Source organism: Longicatena caecimuris, assembly GCF_018406465.1.
Classification (GTDB): domain Bacteria; phylum Bacillota_I; class Bacilli_A; order Erysipelotrichales; family Erysipelotrichaceae; genus Longicatena; species Longicatena caecimuris.
Window position 1 is genome coordinate 1,133,680 of the sequence record NZ_AP024510.1, and the last position, 17,735, is coordinate 1,151,414.

The 17,735-nt window shown below is 38.1% G+C and carries 21 protein-coding genes, 1 pseudogene and 1 riboswitch; of the genes and pseudogenes, 16 read left to right on the forward strand and 6 right to left on the reverse strand.

Annotated features, from left to right (window positions below; translation table 11 throughout):
* Position 1 precedes the first annotated feature (1 nt).
* The 6 genes from KJS44_RS05210 (at position 2) to KJS44_RS05235 (ending at position 4,841) form a co-directional block, all read left to right on the forward strand.
* On the forward strand, positions 2 to 568 hold the full coding sequence (locus KJS44_RS05210; RefSeq protein WP_008689107.1) for a chromate transporter: 567 nt from the start codon (positions 2 to 4) through the stop codon (positions 566 to 568).
* Entirely contained in the window at positions 565 to 1,128 is a 564-nt protein-coding gene (locus KJS44_RS05215) for a chromate transporter (RefSeq protein ID WP_008689105.1), read from the forward strand. Before KJS44_RS05210 ends, KJS44_RS05215 begins: the two co-directional genes overlap by 4 nt.
* Before the next feature lie 145 nt (positions 1,129 to 1,273).
* Complete coding sequence (locus KJS44_RS05220; protein WP_008689103.1) at positions 1,274 to 1,597, forward strand: hypothetical protein; 324 nt, start codon at positions 1,274 to 1,276, stop codon at positions 1,595 to 1,597.
* 133 nt (positions 1,598 to 1,730) lie between these two features.
* Positions 1,731 to 2,450, forward strand: a complete 720-nt coding sequence (locus tag KJS44_RS05225) for a polyphosphate polymerase domain-containing protein (protein ID WP_008689101.1) — start codon at positions 1,731 to 1,733, stop codon at positions 2,448 to 2,450.
* The gene (locus tag KJS44_RS05230; protein ID WP_008689099.1) at positions 2,432 to 3,106 is read left to right on the forward strand and encodes a DUF4956 domain-containing protein; all 675 of its coding nucleotides are present in this window, start codon (positions 2,432 to 2,434) and stop codon (positions 3,104 to 3,106) included. The genes KJS44_RS05225 and KJS44_RS05230 overlap by 19 nt, the downstream gene beginning before the upstream one ends.
* Positions 3,096 to 4,841 (forward strand): carbohydrate-binding domain-containing protein, encoded by a 1,746-nt coding sequence (locus tag KJS44_RS05235; RefSeq protein ID WP_008689098.1) that lies wholly within the window; start codon positions 3,096 to 3,098, stop codon positions 4,839 to 4,841. The genes KJS44_RS05230 and KJS44_RS05235 overlap by 11 nt, the downstream gene beginning before the upstream one ends.
* Before the next feature lie 49 nt (positions 4,842 to 4,890).
* On the opposite strand, the gene KJS44_RS05240 is transcribed toward KJS44_RS05235, so the two are convergent.
* Together KJS44_RS05240 and KJS44_RS05245 are read right to left on the reverse strand one after the other, a co-directional pair.
* Complete coding sequence (locus KJS44_RS05240) at positions 4,891 to 5,349, reverse strand: GNAT family N-acetyltransferase (RefSeq protein ID WP_008689096.1); 459 nt, start codon at positions 5,347 to 5,349, stop codon at positions 4,891 to 4,893.
* A complete protein-coding gene (locus tag KJS44_RS05245; RefSeq protein WP_008689094.1) occupies positions 5,339 to 6,724 on the reverse strand; it encodes a CCA tRNA nucleotidyltransferase in 1,386 nt (461 codons plus the stop codon). Before KJS44_RS05245 ends, KJS44_RS05240 begins: the two co-directional genes overlap by 11 nt.
* Before the next feature lie 56 nt (positions 6,725 to 6,780).
* On the opposite strand from KJS44_RS05245, the gene KJS44_RS05250 reads away from it, so the two are divergent.
* The 5 genes from KJS44_RS05250 (at position 6,781) to KJS44_RS05270 (ending at position 10,212) form a co-directional block, all read left to right on the forward strand.
* Positions 6,781 to 7,344 carry a tRNA (mnm(5)s(2)U34)-methyltransferase gene (locus KJS44_RS05250; protein ID WP_008689092.1) on the forward strand — a complete coding sequence of 188 codons (564 nt, stop codon included), beginning with the start codon at positions 6,781 to 6,783 and terminating at the stop codon, positions 7,342 to 7,344.
* Positions 7,341 to 7,979 carry an HAD family hydrolase gene (locus KJS44_RS05255; RefSeq protein ID WP_008689090.1) on the forward strand — a complete coding sequence of 213 codons (639 nt, stop codon included), beginning with the start codon at positions 7,341 to 7,343 and terminating at the stop codon, positions 7,977 to 7,979. Before KJS44_RS05250 ends, KJS44_RS05255 begins: the two co-directional genes overlap by 4 nt.
* A 176-nt stretch (positions 7,980 to 8,155) precedes the next feature.
* Entirely contained in the window at positions 8,156 to 8,695 is a 540-nt protein-coding gene (locus KJS44_RS05260) for a flavodoxin family protein (protein WP_008689088.1), read from the forward strand.
* Between the two features lie 147 nt (positions 8,696 to 8,842).
* Positions 8,843 to 9,367 (forward strand): type IV toxin-antitoxin system AbiEi family antitoxin domain-containing protein, encoded by a 525-nt coding sequence (locus KJS44_RS05265; RefSeq protein ID WP_226896753.1) that lies wholly within the window; start codon positions 8,843 to 8,845, stop codon positions 9,365 to 9,367.
* Positions 9,364 to 10,212 carry a nucleotidyl transferase AbiEii/AbiGii toxin family protein gene (locus KJS44_RS05270; protein ID WP_008689084.1) on the forward strand — a complete coding sequence of 283 codons (849 nt, stop codon included), beginning with the start codon at positions 9,364 to 9,366 and terminating at the stop codon, positions 10,210 to 10,212. Before KJS44_RS05265 ends, KJS44_RS05270 begins: the two co-directional genes overlap by 4 nt.
* 70 nt (positions 10,213 to 10,282) lie before the next feature.
* Here KJS44_RS05270 and KJS44_RS05275 read toward each other — a convergent pair whose 3' ends face one another.
* The 4 genes and pseudogenes from KJS44_RS05275 to KJS44_RS05290 form a co-directional block, all read right to left on the reverse strand.
* Entirely contained in the window at positions 10,283 to 10,699 is a 417-nt protein-coding gene (locus KJS44_RS05275; RefSeq protein WP_008689082.1) for an arsenate reductase/protein-tyrosine-phosphatase family protein, read from the reverse strand.
* On the reverse strand, positions 10,692 to 11,036 hold the full coding sequence (locus KJS44_RS05280) for a thioredoxin family protein (protein WP_008689081.1): 345 nt from the start codon (positions 11,034 to 11,036) through the stop codon (positions 10,692 to 10,694). The genes KJS44_RS05275 and KJS44_RS05280 overlap by 8 nt, the downstream gene beginning before the upstream one ends.
* 18 nt (positions 11,037 to 11,054) lie before the next feature.
* Positions 11,055 to 12,085 (reverse strand): annotated as a pseudogene (locus KJS44_RS05285) (permease).
* A gap of 61 nt (positions 12,086 to 12,146) precedes the next feature.
* A complete protein-coding gene (locus tag KJS44_RS05290; protein WP_008689078.1) occupies positions 12,147 to 12,431 on the reverse strand; it encodes an ArsR/SmtB family transcription factor in 285 nt (94 codons plus the stop codon).
* 315 nt (positions 12,432 to 12,746) lie between these two features.
* Positions 12,747 to 12,845, forward strand: a riboswitch (purine riboswitch).
* 55 nt (positions 12,846 to 12,900) lie between these two features.
* On the opposite strand from KJS44_RS05290, the gene KJS44_RS05295 reads away from it, so the two are divergent.
* From KJS44_RS05295 to KJS44_RS05315, 5 genes are all read left to right on the forward strand, one after another.
* Positions 12,901 to 14,226 carry a uracil-xanthine permease family protein gene (locus tag KJS44_RS05295; protein WP_008689077.1) on the forward strand — a complete coding sequence of 442 codons (1,326 nt, stop codon included), beginning with the start codon at positions 12,901 to 12,903 and terminating at the stop codon, positions 14,224 to 14,226.
* Position 14,227: 1 nt separating this feature from the next.
* The gene (locus tag KJS44_RS05300; protein WP_008689076.1) at positions 14,228 to 14,752 is read left to right on the forward strand and encodes a nucleoside-triphosphatase; all 525 of its coding nucleotides are present in this window, start codon (positions 14,228 to 14,230) and stop codon (positions 14,750 to 14,752) included.
* A gap of 164 nt (positions 14,753 to 14,916) precedes the next feature.
* A complete protein-coding gene (locus tag KJS44_RS05305) occupies positions 14,917 to 15,930 on the forward strand; it encodes an ABC transporter substrate-binding protein (RefSeq protein ID WP_128125073.1) in 1,014 nt (337 codons plus the stop codon).
* A gap of 63 nt (positions 15,931 to 15,993) precedes the next feature.
* A complete protein-coding gene (locus KJS44_RS05310; protein ID WP_008689074.1) occupies positions 15,994 to 16,965 on the forward strand; it encodes a FecCD family ABC transporter permease in 972 nt (323 codons plus the stop codon).
* On the forward strand, positions 16,962 to 17,735 hold the full coding sequence (locus KJS44_RS05315; RefSeq protein WP_008689073.1) for an ABC transporter ATP-binding protein: 774 nt from the start codon (positions 16,962 to 16,964) through the stop codon (positions 17,733 to 17,735). The genes KJS44_RS05310 and KJS44_RS05315 overlap by 4 nt, the downstream gene beginning before the upstream one ends.

The following is a 17,735-nucleotide window of genomic DNA, read 5'->3' on the forward strand; positions in this document are numbered from 1 at the left end:
AATGGAAAGAAATTTTACTTTATATAGAAAATTGTTTACCTCAACATTTTATTTGAGTGCATTCACATTTGGTGGCGGTTATGTCATAGTTCCTTTGATGCGTAAGGAATTTGTGGAAAAGCTGAAATGGATTGATGAGAAAGAAATGATGGACATGGTAGCAATCGCCCAGTCCAGTCCTGGAGCGTTAGCAGTAAATGCATCTGTCATTATCGGATATCGCTGTGGTGGTGTCTTGGGGGCACTTGTTACTGTTTTTGGAACAATCTTGCCGCCTTTGATCATTCTTTCTGTAATTTCTTATTTTTATGAGGCCTTTGTATCCATTAAATGGATTCAGATCATGTTATTTGGTATGCAGGCAGGTGTTGCGGCTGTAATTTGCGATGTTGTTTGGACGATGGCAAAAGAAGTGGCGTCACAACCTCAGAAAATTTATATTGCCGTCATGTTAATAGCTTTTTTTGCGAATGTGGTATTGCATCTGCATTTGTTAATTATCATCATTGGCTGTGGAATTCTTGGTTTTCTAATTGAACGTTATGCGAAAAGGAGGCCAATTCAATGATTTATTTACAGTTATTGTTAAGCTTTTTACAGATCGGCTTGCTTAGTATTGGCGGTGGATATGCAGCTTTGCCAATCATCCAAAGTCAGGTTGTTGATTTACATCATTGGATCACGATGCGTGAGTTTGCGGATATTTTAACGATCTCACAAATGACGCCTGGTCCTATCGCTATCAATGGTGCTACGTTTGTCGGTACGAAAATAGCGGGCTTGCCCGGTGCTATCGTGGCAAGTGTCGGTGTGGTAATTCCTAGTTTCATCATTGTTTTAACCCTGGCATTTATCTATTATAAATATCGTCAGTTGGATACCATACAAGCGGTCTTAAAAGGCTTAAGACCAGCAGTTGTTGCCTTGATCGCCAGTGCAGGTTTATCATTAGCAATGTCAGCTTTCTGGCCGGATGGAAAAATGCAGTTAGCAACCATCAGCTGGGAAAGTGTTGGCTTGTTTGCTGTTGCTTTCTTTATCTTGCGCAAGTATAAAAAAAGTCCGATCGTCGTTATGTTTTTATGTGGTGTAGGTGCTGTACTACTTTCATTTTTTGGCATAAGTTAAGCATAAAGCTATTTAGAAGACTATTTATAGGAACGATAAGTTTATGACCTAAAGTAAATAAAAACTTTAGGTATTTTTTTATTGTTACATAGATATTGTCACAAAGTATTCTAAAATGAAACTATCAGAAAGGATGGCGATAGTTATGAAAGGTTTTCAGATACATACAAAAGCAGTACGAATGGAAGAGCATTTACAACAGGCGATGCGCATACGCACAGATATACAAATAAAGGAGCTAACAGATATTACGATGATCTATGATCGTCCGATTCAATTATGCGGTGATGTTTTAACGGTTTTAGAAAATCGGATAGACGATCCAAATGAGTTGGCAACGATACAAGATATCAAAAGGAAGTATTGTCGTTACCATAGCTATATTTTATCACAGCTGGATGAAGAAACCTTAGATGCTCTTTGTGAGGATCTAGCAAAACTTAGTAAGACGAATACGACGAAAGCATGACATCATGCTTTTTTTCATAGTTGTGTTGAAAGAAGCAAAAAGAACAAATGCAAACAGTATTTTCACATAATCTTCAGACAACAGCCATCTTTACATCGCTAAACTTCGATATGCTTAAGTGGAGGTGATGAGAATGAAACAACAGACGATTCAACGGGTAGAAAAGAAATATGTATTATCAACAGCTGTTTATGAAACGATCTTTACGCAGATAGCACCCTATCTTATGAAGGATATATATCCAACCAGTCATATTTATAATTTATATCTAGATGGAGATGATTATCATATGATTACAACTTCTATGCAGAAGCCGTTATATAAAGAAAAATTACGGTTGCGTAGTTATGCACCAATGAGCTTAAAAGATAATAGTATGGTTTTTCTGGAAATAAAGAAAAAATATAGACAAACCGTATGTAAGCGACGGTTAGAACTGCCTTTGCAGGAAGCCATGTATATGCTAGAACGACATGATCGAAAGGATTCACAGATTGCACGTGAATTGTGTTATGCACTAGCCTTTCATGCAGCTTTACCTAAAGTATATATCGCCTACGATCGATGCTCTTATGTAGGTAAGCAAGAACCAGGATTACGCATTACATTTGACAAACACATCAGAGGACGCATGCATAAGTTAAATTTACAGGATGAAGAAGGGACATTTCCTTTATTTGAAAAAGATCAAGTGCTGATGGAAATCAAAGCATGTGGAAGTTATCCCTTTTGGTTGGTAGAGGCTTTATCTAAGCTGCAGATTTATCCAACTTCTTTTTCTAAAGTTGCCAATATCGTAATGAAGGAAGCAAAACAGAAAGGTGGAAGACAAACATGTTTACAAGCATTTTAACAGATTTAAGTGAAGGATTAACGATAGGACAGGGAGTTATCTGTACCTTTAGTGCACTAGGTTTAGGCATTTTGATTGCTTTAGTTTATCGTATACAGCATGTGGCTTCGCGTAATTTTATGTTAACGCTGGCTATTTTACCTTCCTTGGTCCAGTTTGTTATCATGATGGTGAATGGAAATCTAGGTACTGGTGTTGCAGTTGTAGGAGCCTTTTCTTTGGTTCGTTTTCGATCAGTGCCTGGCAGCAGCCGTGAGATTACCTTTATCTTCTTTGCGATGTCCATCGGCTTAGCCATCGGTATGGGCTTTGTTAGTTTTGCTTTTTTTATGAGTTTATTGATATCTATATTTTCCATCGCTTTACAAAAAATCCCTTTATTAAAACCATCCACGCAGTTTAAAGAATTAAAGATCGTCATTCCTGAAGATTTAGATTACACAGAAGTTTTTACGGATATTTTAGCAACGTATACGAAGAAGCAAGAGTTAATACGGGTAAAGACCATGCAGTTAGGCTCCATGATTGAATTGCTATATGAGATAGAATTAAAGGATAGCATGATGGAAAAAGAAATGATTGACGCGATTCGGGTTAGAAATGGGAATTTAAGCGTAATCTGTGCAAGAAGACAGGTGAATGTAGATGAACTATAGAACAAAGAAAACCTTTTTATGTATCATGATGATATTATGCTTGAGTGGTTGTACACAATCACAAGAAGCAACAACGAAAAAAACAACATCCGCCACTAAAGAAACGACATCAAAGAAAAGCAGCTTAGATGTCTTTAAGGAAAATGATTATTACAGCGATTATCAAACGGAAGAAACAACGACCATTGCATTATCTTCCCAAACCACAGATGTCAAGATTACAAGTGCTGGTTGTTATGTTTTAGAAGGGAGTTTACAGAAGCACAGTATCATCGTAGATGCCAAGGAGAATGATGTAGTGCGTATTGTATTACAGAATGCTAGCATACAAAGTGCTTCTACAGCACCTATTTATGTAAAAAAGGCAAAGAAGGTCATACTATCCTTACCACAAGGAACTAAAAATAGTATAACTGACACGGATAGCTATGAAGTCAATACAGATAAAGAACCGACGGCAGCCATCTTTAGCAAGGCTGATTTGACCATCAATGGCAGTGGCGAATTACAGGTGAATGCCTCATATAAAAATGGTATTCAAAGCAAAGATAAACTGAAATTGCTAGATGCAAACTTACAGATAAGCGCAGCTAATGATGCAGTAAAAGGGAAAGATGCATTGTATATTTGCGATGGCACATATACGATCAAAGCCAATAAAGATGGATTCGTAACGACGAATCAGGAAAAAGGTGCCATGATCCTTGAAAAAGGAACTTTTCATATCACAGCAAAGCAAGATGGCATTCAGGCAGCTACGACCTTACGTATCTTAAATGGAACGTACACGATTGTAAGTGGTGAAGGAAGTGTTAATGAAGTGGCACAGAATCAGCAGCCTTGGGGTGATTTTAAGGATCATGAGGAGACAGATGAAAAAAGCAGTAAAGGTATGAAGAGTGGAAAAGCGATGCTTATTGAAAATGGTAGTTTCTCTATCAATGCCCATGATGATGCAATTCATAGCAATACGACAATACAAATAAAAAAAGGAACATTTACTTTAAAGAGTGATGATGATGGTATCCATGCGGATCAAAAGCTTACAATCGAGGATGGTACGCTCCAGGTGAAACAAAGCTATGAAGGCTTGGAAGCCTTACATATCGTTATTAAAGGTGGTAAAATTTCGGTATGTGCCAGCGATGATGGAATAAATGCAGCAGGAGAAGGCAATCCAGTATTGGAGATTTTCGGTGGATATACGTATGTCGATGCTTATGGCGATGGTGTGGATAGCAATCAGGATATCGTAATGGAAGATGGTACGTTGCTTATCATGGGACCTGATACTGGCGGGAATAGTGCTTTGGATTATGATGGCCGTTTTCAAATGAATGGTGGAACACTTATTGCCTTAGGCAGTAGTGGCATGGCAATGGCTCCATCTAGCAATAGTAAACAAAACAGTGTAATGCTTAATGTCGATGCTTCATTAGCGGCAGGAAAAGCCATATATTTAGAGGATGCTGATGGAAAGTTTGTGATAGGTGCAGTTCCTACGCGTACGATACAATCCATTGTTATTAGCTCTTCTGATATAAAGAAAAACGCTGTTTATCAAATCATGACAAATGGTACGGCAAATAAAAAGCGTGATATCATGGCAACGAATGCAACAAATGGTGACAAGCTTACCAGTTTAACGATAGAAGAAACCATTACCACTTATGGAAACAGTGGTATGATGGGAAAGCCCAGTGGTGGTATGCCTCCAAGGGGCGGAAGACCATAAAAAAGCAGATAATAAAAAAGGAAAAAGAAAAAGCTGATAAACAGCTTCATTACGAAAATAGATTTAATTTATAAATATCACAATGATCTATATGATCAATAAAACGGAAATGGTTTTTAAGGGCTATGCGCTTTGTTGATTCCTGTTCTGGAACACATTCAATAACTAAGTTTTTCCTTTTTTGCTTAGCATCGCATAGCATAGCTTCGGTCAATTCTTGTGCATAACCTTTTCGCCATTCTGTTTTATACAATACCCACCCTATTTCATAACTGCTTTCATCATACGGGTGATAGATGATGTATCCAATTAAATTTCCACACATATCTTCTACTGCGAAGATAAGCGGATGTTTGTGTAAACCTGCTTCTTGTAAAAACTGTTCTGTTCTTTTTAAAGTATATGGTTTTTCTAAATACCGCATAACCTCTTTATCGGAAAGTAATTTAAATAAATCCGCAAGATCATCTGGTTGAAATCTTCGGATATGTAATCTCTTAGTTTTCATAAGCATCTCCTATGTATTCACAAACGTTAAGGAATTCTGTTTTAATATATCTTTCTAAGATATCTTTTTCATTGCGTGATGGCTCCTCCAACACCCACTCATAAACTGCTTTTAATACATCGCCAATGGTTTTACCTTGAAAGCCAAGCTGTATGAGATCATGGCCATTGATTGCCAAATCTTTCATGCTTAGCATATCTTTCTCTTTTTCCATGATTGACAAAAGTCTTTGACAGCTTTTTATAATGACGATTTTTTCATCAGACTTTGTTCGATTTTTTGCCATATCATCTGCAAGCTGGATATCTAGAGCCTGTTTTGCCAAGGTGAAGTCATTGTGGAAATGAGCAACAAAGCGTCGTAAAGTAGAGCGCTTTTCATGCACATAGTAATCATGATAGCGAATAAACAGACATACGGTTTCAATCGTTTTGTTATCGTACTTTAAAGCTTTCATTTGCTCATATGCGATTTGTTCACTGACATAAGCATGCTTTTTGTAATGCGCAATGCCGTTATCATCAAAGCTTTCACAAGCAGGTTTGCCCCAATCATGAAAAATAATAGCAAGCTTACTTTCTAAGGGATATCCTTTGGTATGATTTAAAGCGATATCGGTGTGCTGAAACACATCGTAAATATGCCAAGGTGTTTTTTGTTCATGCCCATACAAAGCACTATAGCCTGGTAAGATTTCATCCAGTACATGGAAGTCGTATAACAGCTGTAAGGTATTTGCTTTTTCTCCCATTAACAAACGATTGAATTCTTCTCGAATACGCTCCTTGGAAACATAATGTAATAAGTTATGATTTTGCTGTATGGCTTTTCCGCACGCTTTATCAAGTGTGAAATCAAGGACACAGGAAAAGCGTAAAGCACGAAGCATACGCAAGGCATCTTCTTGAAACCGCGTGGTAGCATCACCTACGCAACGAATGCGTTTTTGTGCAATATCTTGTGCTCCATGAAAGGGATCGTAAAGGCCATAAGTAGGATCATAAGCAATGGCATTCATGGTGAAATCGCGACGTTTTAAATCTTCTTTTAGATCCTTTGTGAAGATGATTGCGCTAGGATGGCGATGATCATGATAAGTTTGTTCTATCCGATAGGTTGTGATTTCCACAGGTTCTTTGTTTACTAAAACTGTTATGGTGCCATGCTTGATGCCTGTAGGAATCACTTGATAACCTTTTGCGGCAAAAATCTGCATGGTTTCTTGGGGTAGGGCGTTGGTGGTGATATCATAATCATGCGTTTTACGTTGCATTAGCATATCACGAACACAGCCGCCAACAAAATAAGCTTCATAGCCAGCTTCCTTTAATATGGTTACAATCTTGATCATAGATGGTGGAATGTTATTTTTCATAGCTTTTACCTCAGGGTTATTATATAATGATATCGTTCAGGAAAAAAGGAGAAACAATGAAAAAAATAGTTGAAATGGCACATCAACTGATAGAAGAACATGTAGGTGAACATAGTATAGCAGTTGATTTTACGATGGGACAGGGCAATGATTTGCTGTTTCTTGCACAACTTTCTGACGTAAAGATTGTTCATGGTTTTGATATTCAAGAGGAAGCTGTGAAGATGAGTGAAGAAAAACTGAAAACAGCCGGACTTTTAGAAAAGGCAAAGCTACATCTTGTTGGGCATGAGCATTGTGATGCGTTTCTTGATGGTTATGATATCGGTATTTTTAATTTTGGTTATTTACCCCATGGAGATGAAACCATTACCACGATGCTAGATACCAGCAAGCTAGCGGTAGCAAAGGCTTTAAAGCTTTTACATAAACATGGCTTGCTAGTTTTGGTCGTGTATCCAGGACATGAACAGGGACAAAAAGAAAGTGCGTATTTTAACAGCTGGTGTGAAGAATTGGATGGACATTGTTTCAATGTATTGCAGATGCGTATGGTGAATCACAAACAAGCACCTTATATTTTAGCAATACAACGTATTAGGGAGGAAAAGAAGAAATGATAAAAGCAGTTATTTTTGATATGGATGGTGTGCTGGTGGATAGCGAACCAGAAAATTTAAGATTGTTAAAGGAGTTTATGGAAGGCTATAATGTGCATGCAGATGATGCATTTTTAGCTTTTTTAGTTGGCAGTTCTTATACCTTTACATGTGAGGAATGCATTCGTATCATGGAAAAGGATTGGAGCGTAAAAGAATTCAGTGAAATTTATGAAGCCTATGCGGCTGAGCATCCATTTCGTTATGGCGAAGTCGGCAATCCTTATGTAAAAGAAACCTTGGATTGGTTAAAAGAACATGGATATAAAACCGCAGTCGCAAGCAGCAGTTTCTTATCACAGATTGAAGAGATGGAACAAGATTGTGGCTTGGATGGTTGTTTTGATGTGAAAATCAGTGGTGAGATGTTTGAAGAAAGCAAACCAAATCCGGAAATTTATTTGCATACGGCACAGGCTTTGGGAGTAAAACCAGCGGAATGTTTAGCCATCGAGGATTCTTCTTATGGTATCGAAGCGGCAAGACGTGCCGGAATGAAAGTCTTTGCGTATCGTGATGAACGCTACGGTGTTGATCAAAGCAAAGCAGACAGCATTATTGATGATATGCGTGATGTTGTAGCCTATTTGAAGTAAGTAGTGATAAATCAGGATTTAAGAAAACGTAGTATATTAGAGGATCGTGCATTGGGTATTGTCCTCTTTTTTTGGCTTATATGCTTTATAGGCATAGATTACTTTACCATTTAAGCATTTGTCTGGAATAGGAGTTGACTATATAATATGGATAAAGATACTATGGAGGTGTTTTAATGAAAAAAATCGTTATCTTATCAACAAGTCTTCGTCAAAACAGTAATTCAGATAGATTAGCAAAGGAATTCGCCAGAGGGGCTATCGAAGCGGGACATGAAGTTACCTATATTCGCCTGTTGGATAAAAATATCCATTTCTGTATCGGTTGTCTAGCTTGTCAGAAAAGTGGTGTCTGTGTGTTGCAAGATGATATGACATCTATTTTAGCGGCCATGAAAGCTGCAGATAGTATCGTATTTGCTACACCAATTTATTATTATGAGATGAGTGGGCAGATGAAAACCTTATTGGATCGCAGTAATCCACTATTTTCAGCGGAGTATCAATTCCGCGATATTTATTTACTAATGAGTGCTGCTGAAGAAGAGGAAGATATCATGGAGCGTACAGTACAAAGTCTTGGTGGTTGGATCGAGTGTTTTGATAAAACGGTTTTAAAAGGCGTTGTACGAGGTGTTGGAGTTACCGATGTCAATGAGATGAAGGAAAAAGAGGAATTTTTGTTGCAGGCATATAAGCTAGGAAAGCAGGCATAAAGTGACTTGACTTTCATGCTTATTAAAGAATGTATTCGGATTTTTAAAGATGTTTTTTAATTCATAATGTCTTTCTTGTTTGATAAACCAAAAAGTCGCTGATATTTGTATTGAGTTATCATTTAAATTTTAACTACAGAACAAACGGTGAAACTCGGTTTTTCACGAATGTTGCTATCGCAATATGTGGAAAAAGGCCTTTTAGAACGAATTGGACATGGAGTTTACACAACACCACATACAATTATCGATGACATGTTTCTATTGCAGTGCAGGTCAGATAACATAATTTTTTCTCATGATACAGCATTGTTTTTAAATGGCTTATCTGATCGAACACCATTTATGCATATCATAACGATTCCTAGTAATACGTCTTTATCTAAAAGTATAAAAGAAAATTGTGTATGTTATTACATTAAACCCGAACTTCATAAGCTCGGTATGATTCAGGAAAAAACAACTTTTGGTAATACTGTAAATTGTTATAATGCGGAACGTACTGTATGTGACTTGCTTAGAAGTCGAAATCGGTGTGATGAGGAAACTGTTATCAGTGGAGTGAAAAATTATGCAAGGTATGCTGATAAGGACTTGAATCGACTTTTTACATATGCTTCTATATTGCGAGTTGATAAAACACTAAAAAAATATCTTGAGGTGTTGTTATGAACGCAAAAGCAATGAGCTTGAAAGCTAAAATAAAAAACTATGCTATAAAAAATAACATAGCTGCTCAAGTAGTATTACAAAATTTTATGTTTGAACGTTTTTTGGCAAGGCTTTCACGATCTAAGTACAGTCAAATGTTTGTGATTAAAGGAGGAATGCTGATTGCATCTTTAGTGGGAATAGATACAAGGGCTACAATGGATCTGGATGCAACGTTGCGGAATTTACCATTAAAAAAGGAAGAAATAGAAAAAGCCGTTAGAGAAATTTGCGCTCAACATTTAGATGATGATGTTAGATTTGAAATAAAATCTATTGAATGTATTAGAAAAGATGATGTGTATGGTGGTTATTGTGTAAAAATGCAAGCATTTTATGAAACCATTGTAACTCCTTTATCTTTAGATATATCGACAGGTGATATCATCACACTAGCAGCAGTTCCTTATGAATTTATTGGCATGTTTGATAATTCCATTCGTATAAAGCTATGGGTGTATAATATCGAAACTGTTATGGCTGAAAAATTAGAGGCAATTTTCAGTAGAGGAGTTTTTAGTACTCGCCCAAGGGATTATTATGATATATTCATCCTAGAAAAGACACAAGAATATGATTCGGATTTAGGAAGAGAAGCGTTTATTGCGACTGCTAAGCATAGAGGTAGTTATGAAAGAATAGCAGATACCAAAAGTATTGTAAAGATACTTAAAAATAATACGGATTTGCATGCAATGTGGAATAAATATCAGAAAAAATTTAATTATGCAGCAGACATTTCATTTTCTCAAACAATCGAAGCTATCAACCATCTAACAGAATGTCTATATGTAAACAATGATTAAAGTGATAAATTCATATAAAAATGCCATATGCTTACGTCTGAAAGCAGCATATGACATTTTCTTTTTTTATTCAATTTATATTTAGTTGTTTATCAGAAATTCGTTTTGCTAAAGTGATCACTTTGGCTTCGATTTGCAAAATGATATCCATAAACACATCATCATCTTGATTTGTCGGATCAAGTAATCCCCAATCTTCACGATATTGACAACTTATGGTAGGACATTGTACATGACAGCCCATGGTAATGACGATATCGACCGAAGGAATGTCCTTGATAAGTTTTGGATATTGTTCTTTCTCCATATCGATTTGATAGTGCTGTTTCAGCAAACGAATTGCATCCGCATTTATATTAGATTTGATATGCGTCCCGGCTGAATAGCTTTCAAATATCTCACCTGCTAAATGTCTTCCCAATGCTTCAGCTATTTGACTGCGACATGCATTATGCACGCAGATAAAGGCGACTTTAGGTTTATTCATGGGTATTCTTGCGGAATGTTTGTGTGAGTAGCTGTTTACATTCCTCTACGCTTAATACTTTCCCATAAGATAATAGTTTTCCTTTATAGACAATAGCAGGTGTGCTCATTACACCAAAAGCAGCAATTTGGGCAAAATCAGTTACATGACGGACAGGAATCTGTAATTGCAGTTCCTCTAAGGCTGTCATGACGGAAGATGTTAATTTCTGACATTTCGCACATCCTGAACCTAGTATCAGTAATTCAGAAGCATCCTTATTGAATTCAGTTTGGTTCATTTTTGTAAAATCTGTGTTACAGCAAGAGTTGTTTTCTTTTTTCTTAAATATGTTCATGATAATCGTACCTCATTTCTATAAAAAGTTTTGTAAGATGTTAAAGAAATAACCAACAGCGATAATACCAAAGGTGCAGATGGCAATAAAGACGCCTAACAATTTAGGTTTCAAAGCCTTTCTTAACATAATCAAAGATGGCAAACTTAAGGTAGTTACCGCCATCATGAAAGCTAGGACACTGCCAAGATCTGCTCCTTTTGCCAATAAAGCTTCGGCAATGGGGATAGTCCCGAAAATATCGGCATACATTGGAATGCCAACGATGGTAGCAAGAATAACACCAAAGGGATTATGGCTTCCTAACAAAGAAGTTATCCATTCTTTTGGTATCCAGTTATGAATGAATGCGCCGAGAGCAACGCCGACTACAATATAGGGGAATACCTTTTGAAAGGTTTCTTTTACCTGCTCCTTGGCATATTGCAGACGATCCTTGCGTGAGAGCTGCACCTCATGTATTGCCATGCAGTTGGCTTGCGAAATGATGTCTTCCACTTGCTGTTCAAGATGCATCTTTTCGATGAAGGCACCACCAAGAATCGCAACGAGCAATCCTAACAAAACATATAGGATTGCAATTTCACTGCCAAAAATGCTCATTAATAATACCAAGCTGCCTAAATCAACCATCGGGGAAGATATAAAAACGAAAAGGTAACACCCAAAGGCAACCCGGCACTGGTAAAGCCAATAAATAAGGGGATGGAAGAGCAAGAGCAAAAAGGGGTTACGGTTCCTAACAATGCCGATATCAGATTTGCTTTGATGCCATGATAACGTGCAGCGATAGAACGACTTTTTTCCGGAGGAAAATAACTTTGAATATAGGAAATGAGAAAGATAAGCAAGCACAATAACAAGGTTATCTTTACCACATCATAAAAGAAAAAATGCAGACTTGCGCCAAGACGACTTTGTATATCGACGCCAATGGCTTGAAGAAATGCCGCAAACATATCTTTTAACCATTGCATGCCAAGCACTTGATCTTGTAGAAATAATATTACGCTTTGTACAATGCGCATGAAATACCTCCTTGCTTTCATATTAAAAAAAATTGATGTGAGTGATGTTAAGAAAAGTCATAGCTAGCACGACTTTGTTTTTTTAATCATCTCCTGCAAGAATCTTTTGTAAACGTTTCAAAGCATAGGCACAACCTTCAGGATTTATTCGATAATGTGTCCATTTCCCATCCTGGCGACTAGTTATGATGCCGGATTCGCATAAGATCTTCATATGATAAGATAAAGAAGATTGACCGATTTGCATGTCTTCAATCAGCGAACAGGCACATTTTTCTTGATTCTTTAATAACGCTATGATACGTAAGCGTTTCTCATCACATAAAGCCTTAAAAATGATTGCATCTTCTGTATAACGATCTTGCATCTTATCACCTCATATCAAAATTATTTGATATGATAAGTTTACGGTATGTTTTTGTGAAAGTCAAGACAAAAGAAACTTATTTGTATATCATAAAGAAATACGCGGAAACAGCCATTTTCTTACCAATTCTACATGCCATGAATGTAACATTTTAATTGCTTGCGAATAAATTTTTAAGCGATATGCTGCCGCATGAGAAAAACATGTTATGCTGCATAGAAAACACGCACTGTTTGGCCTTTTGAAGTTGAATTTAACTTTACATTTCAGATAAGAAGATGCATTCTATACTTACTATAGTAAATTGTCGAAATTTGTGATAAAATGTCATAGTTTCGTATACGTCTGCCGGTATGGGGCAGATGTTTCTACCCCAATCCATACTTTGGGACTACGAAATCAGACGTTTTTACTATGGAATGGCTGATTCTCGTATGTCGTATACGAGAATTTTTTTATGGAGGAAACTATGGAAGAGAGAAAGAAAGATACAATTTATGAACTTGATGGCACGGTACCTTTGAAAAAGGCCCTGCCTTTAGGTATTCAGCACATCTTAGCAATGTTTCTTGGTAACATTTCACCATTGATCATCATTTGCGGTATGCTGCAGATGAGCGGCGCGTTGAAGATGACCTTGATTCAGAACGCCATGTTTGTTGCCGGTGTTGCAACCTTGATACAGCTGTATCCCTTCTGGAAAATTGGTAGTGGTTTACCAATCGTCATGGGAACAAGCTCTGGTTTTATCGGTACAGCAAAAGCCATTGGGGCAGCCTTTGGTTATGGGGCGTTGATGGGAGCTAGCTTTGTTGGTGGTTTATTTGAAATGGTACTTGGGTATTTCATTAAACCATTGCGTAAGTTGTTTCCACCGGTTGTTACAAGCTTAGTTATTATTTCTATTGGTTTATCTTTACTGCCAGTTGGTATTAATTACTTTGGCGGCGGCAGTGGAGCTGCCGATTTTGGTGCCGTAAATCATTTGGCTGTTGGTACCTTTGTCATTTTGGTTATCTTGATAGCAAAACAGTTCAAGGGAGCTATCAATAACGCATCTATCTTGATTGGTATCGTTGCAGGCTATCTTTTGGCTATCATCTTAGGTATGGTCGATTTTACACAGGTGGTAGAAGCTGATTGGATTGCGTTACCATCCTTTATGCCAGTAGGTTTTGATTTCAATATGCAGGCAATCATTGCAATGGGCATCATGTTTATTGCGACAACGGTTGAAACGATTGGTGATACCAGTGGAGTAGCGAATGGTGGATTGAATCGAGAAGCAACAGATAAAGAATTGCAGGGTAGTGTCATGGCAGATGGTCTTGGCTCTGTGTTAGGCTCCATTTTTGGTGTATTGCCAAATACTAGCTTTTCTCAGAATGTTGGTTTGGTAGCGGTAACCAAGGTCGTGAATCGTTTTGTCATCATGACTGGCGCAGTTTTCTTGATCTTATGTGGTTTTTGTCCAAAGCTGAGTGCTTTATTCTCTGTTATGCCACAGTCTGTATTAGGTGGTGCTGCAGTTATCATGTTTGCGATGATCTTAGTGAGTGGTATTCAATCTTTGACCAGAAAGCCATTAACGGAACGTGATGGTCTGATCGTGGCCTTGGCAATCGGTTTGGGTGTCGGTATTGGAAATGTACCGGCAGTCTTAGCACAGCTGCCTAGCTGGGTAGGCAATATCTTTGCCCAGAATGGCATTATCATGACCTTTGTGATAGCAACTGTATTAAATCTTGTCTTACCTAAAGATAAAGAAGATCCTAAGCAAATCGAAGAGGCATAATATGAAGGTGTTTTTGACAGGTCGTATCCAGTGTGGAAAATCAACCTGTATCAAACAACTTATTGAGGAGTGTTCGTTAGCCGTTTGCGGCTTTCAGACACTTCCTTTTTATGAACAAGGGATACGCCTTGGCTTTTATATGCACGCTTTATGGGAGAATCCTTATAACGATGTGCGTTTTTCGATACAGCATCCTACATATAATGAAGTCATCCCTCAGGTGTTTGATCAATTTGGAGTAGCGGTGTTACAGCATGCAAGGCAATTTTTAATAGAAAACCAACAACAAAAACCGGTCTTGATAGTAGATGAAATCGGACGTTTGGAACAAGAGGAAAAAGCGTATCTAAAACTCTTACAAGATAGTATTGCAAAGGCGCAAAACGTCCTTGGTGTTTTGAAGAAATGTGAGGTACAATATATACAAGCGATTGCCGCCAGAGAAGATGTGCAAGTTTTTGATTTGGATGTGATGAATTATGATGAGGTTTATAACAAGGTGTTGGCATTATTAAAAAGCCGATGAAACTATCGTGAATCTTTATAAAAAACGATCATCTTCTACAAAGATGTTATAGTGTTTCTACCATAAGTGTTGGATGGTGAATATTGTGTACACAGATTAGCTCATAGAACGCACGTTCACAAGCTTGTGCCATATCAACAAAACCGATGAAGAAGGGTGATATAATGAAGATATTTAAAAAATTAGGAATCTTAGTGACGACCATAAGTTTGCTTGTTGGCATGAGTGCCTGTACGCAGCAACCTAACAAGGAAACAACAAAAACAGAAGGTATTACGATCGTTGATCAAGCAGGCTGTAAAGTGACATTGGAAAAACCAGCGGAAAAGGTAGTTAGTGGCTATTATATTGCGACTTCTACTTTGCTTGGATTAGGTCAAAAGGACAAGCTGGTTGGGGTAGAGATGAAAGCGGATAAACGTCCGATCTATAAAATGGCAGCGCCCGAAATCGTTAAGTTGCCAGCCATGGGCAATAAGAAAATGTTTAATGTAGAAGAATGTGCCAAAGTGAAACCGGATGTTGTGTTTTTGCCGGTAAGTCTGAAAAGCTATGTGGAGAAATTGGAAAGTCTGAATATCAAGGTAATCTTGTTACAGCCGGAAACCATGGATAGCTATGATGAGGCAGTGGATATCATCGCCAAGGCTTGTGGGGCACAAAAGCAGGCAAAGGCTTATTTTGCATATCGTAAAAACTTATATGAAACATATATCAAAGATGAAAACGCAAATAAAAGAGTATATTTTGCAGGAACAAAGGCATTGCAGAGCGCAGGTATAGATATGTTTCAAAGTGAATTGTTGAAGGTGGCTGGTGCTGAGAATGTTATGAAAGAAAATGGTAAGGGCAATTGGCTGCGTATCAATAAGGAAACACTTATCAAAGCGAATCCGGATATTATTTTTATTGAACAAAAAGGTGCTAAGGTGAGTGACTTTACAAAAGATGCAGCTTTCGCGAGTGTCAATGCTGTAAAACATAAGCAAGTCTATGTTTTCCCGGCACATTTAGAAACTTGGGATACCCCTAATTTATCAAGCTGTTTAGGCGTTTTATGGACCTATGCAATTTTGTATCCTGAACGTGTTTCTATGGATATCGTAAAACAGGAAGCAAGATGCTTTTATCAACAATTTTACCAAATAGATGTAGATGTAGAAGAGCTGGGATGTTAAGCGAAAAGAACTGGGAATGTGTATATGCTTAATGCCAAGGGCAGAAAAGAGTAGGTGATGCATATGAAAAGATATTTCAGCTGTGGACTCCTGCTGCTGATTCTGCTTGTGATTGCTTTACTGGCAGGGCGCTATGGTACAAATCTGCAGGACATGTTGGCTGCCCTTTGTTTCCATGGAGATGCCGGTATACAGGCTATTGTTTGGAATATTCGCATACCGCGTATCTTATTGGTACTTGCCGGTGGTGGGGCGTTGGCTGTCAGTGGATTGATTTATCAAACCATCTTCAAGAATCCATTAGCTTCCGGTGATGTGATTGGGGCAAGCAGTGGCTGTTCCTTAGGGGCTGCCCTTGCCATCGTGCTATTTCATGATGAACCATGGATTACGATGCTCTTGGCGTTTGGCTGTGGATTGCTGCTTGTTATTTTCACCATGCTATTGGCAACAAAAGTACATGGAAATCGCATCTTGAATTTAGTCATTGCCGGCATCATCTTACAAGCTGTAGCAACTTCATTCCTAATGTTATTGAAATTAGCCGCAGATCCTTATCAGGAATTAGCTAGCATTGAATACTGGCTGATGGGGGGCTTTGGCGATGCTACTTGGACACAGGCTTTACTATGCATCGGTGTTAGTGCGATTTGTATGATTTCACTTTATCTTCTACGCTGGCAGATTCAAATGCTGTCATTTGGTGAAGAAACGACAACATTAGGCGTTAGAGAAAAGCAGATTCGTTGGATAGCGTTATTGTTATCTACCTGTATGATTGCCACCGTTGTCAGTGTAGCCGGTATCGTGAGCTGGGTAGGTCTTTTGATACCGCATGCCGTACGCTTGCTCTATCATCAGCCTTTAAGCAAGGCACTTGGCAAGACGTTTTTTGGGGGAGCCTGTTTCCTTTTGGTTTGTGATACCTTAGCACGAGCTGTATTAGCGATAGAGCTGCCCATCAGTATATTGACTTCCTTGTTTGGTGCGTTTTTTCTAATCATCGTCTTTGTGAAAGGCAGGTTTTCATTATGATCGAAGTGGTTCATGTTAGTGTGACATATGAGCAAAAAGAAGTGTTGCATGATATCAGCTTAACCATTCCCAAAGGTCGCATCGTGATGATGTTAGGAGAAAATGGCAGTGGCAAAACAACGCTGATGAAAGCCATGTTGGATAAGCTTCCTTTCGTGCAAGGGGATATCCTATGGAAGCAAGAATCCTTGCGCAAGCTCAACGAAAAGCAACGCGCTGCCTGTTTTAGCTATGTTCCCCAGATCAAGGAAATGGTGGCGGATATCAAGGTGATGGATTGTATTGTTGCCGGTTGTACACGACGTTTGTCACTGTTTGAAGTTCCTGACGCAAAGGAATATGCCAAAGCAAACGCTGTCCTAAAAAAGTTTCAGCTTGCCCATATCAAGGATAAATATTTACATGAAATCAGTGGAGGAGAGCTGCAAATGACCTATGTAGCCAGAGCTTTTTTACAGGATAGTGAGGTCATTCTCATGGATGAACCATGTACTTATCTAGATTTCCAGCACCAGCATCTTTTCTTGCAACAGGCAAAACAGCTGGCACAGCAAGGAACATCCTTATTCATCAGCATCCATGATCCTAATTTGGCTTTGCAATATGCAGATGATATTTACATTCTGCATGAAGGAAGGATATATACGCATTTGAAAAAAGAAGAACCCTTCTTACGCAGAAGGTGCTGTGAATGTTATAATACAATATATGGAAAACACTTTGCTTTAGCAGGGGATGATAGCTCTGGCTATCTGGTATGGAAGGAGTAG

Bases quoted from the DNA above. Each gene is read 5' to 3' on its own strand.
- KJS44_RS05210 (WP_008689107.1), top strand. From the start codon at position 2: ATGGAAAGAAATTTTACTTTATATAGAAAATTGTTTACCTCAACATTT.
- KJS44_RS05215 (WP_008689105.1), top strand. From the start codon at position 565: ATGATTTATTTACAGTTATTGTTAAGCTTTTTACAGATCGGCTTGCTT.
- KJS44_RS05220 (WP_008689103.1), top strand. From the start codon at position 1,274: ATGAAAGGTTTTCAGATACATACAAAAGCAGTACGAATGGAAGAGCAT.
- KJS44_RS05225 (WP_008689101.1), top strand. From the start codon at position 1,731: ATGAAACAACAGACGATTCAACGGGTAGAAAAGAAATATGTATTATCA.
- KJS44_RS05230 (WP_008689099.1), top strand. From the start codon at position 2,432: ATGTTTACAAGCATTTTAACAGATTTAAGTGAAGGATTAACGATAGGA.
- KJS44_RS05235 (WP_008689098.1), top strand. From the start codon at position 3,096: ATGAACTATAGAACAAAGAAAACCTTTTTATGTATCATGATGATATTA.
- KJS44_RS05240 (WP_008689096.1), bottom strand. From the start codon at position 5,349: ATGAAAACTAAGAGATTACATATCCGAAGATTTCAACCAGATGATCTT.
- KJS44_RS05245 (WP_008689094.1), bottom strand. From the start codon at position 6,724: ATGAAAAATAACATTCCACCATCTATGATCAAGATTGTAACCATATTA.
- KJS44_RS05250 (WP_008689092.1), top strand. From the start codon at position 6,781: ATGAAAAAAATAGTTGAAATGGCACATCAACTGATAGAAGAACATGTA.
- KJS44_RS05255 (WP_008689090.1), top strand. From the start codon at position 7,341: ATGATAAAAGCAGTTATTTTTGATATGGATGGTGTGCTGGTGGATAGC.
- KJS44_RS05260 (WP_008689088.1), top strand. From the start codon at position 8,156: ATGAAAAAAATCGTTATCTTATCAACAAGTCTTCGTCAAAACAGTAAT.
- KJS44_RS05270 (WP_008689084.1), top strand. From the start codon at position 9,364: ATGAACGCAAAAGCAATGAGCTTGAAAGCTAAAATAAAAAACTATGCT.
- KJS44_RS05275 (WP_008689082.1), bottom strand. From the start codon at position 10,699: ATGAATAAACCTAAAGTCGCCTTTATCTGCGTGCATAATGCATGTCGC.
- KJS44_RS05280 (WP_008689081.1), bottom strand. From the start codon at position 11,036: ATGAACATATTTAAGAAAAAAGAAAACAACTCTTGCTGTAACACAGAT.
- KJS44_RS05290 (WP_008689078.1), bottom strand. From the start codon at position 12,431: ATGCAAGATCGTTATACAGAAGATGCAATCATTTTTAAGGCTTTATGT.
- KJS44_RS05295 (WP_008689077.1), top strand. From the start codon at position 12,901: ATGGAAGAGAGAAAGAAAGATACAATTTATGAACTTGATGGCACGGTA.
- KJS44_RS05300 (WP_008689076.1), top strand. From the start codon at position 14,228: ATGAAGGTGTTTTTGACAGGTCGTATCCAGTGTGGAAAATCAACCTGT.
- KJS44_RS05305 (WP_128125073.1), top strand. From the start codon at position 14,917: ATGAAGATATTTAAAAAATTAGGAATCTTAGTGACGACCATAAGTTTG.
- KJS44_RS05310 (WP_008689074.1), top strand. From the start codon at position 15,994: ATGAAAAGATATTTCAGCTGTGGACTCCTGCTGCTGATTCTGCTTGTG.
- KJS44_RS05315 (WP_008689073.1), top strand. From the start codon at position 16,962: ATGATCGAAGTGGTTCATGTTAGTGTGACATATGAGCAAAAAGAAGTG.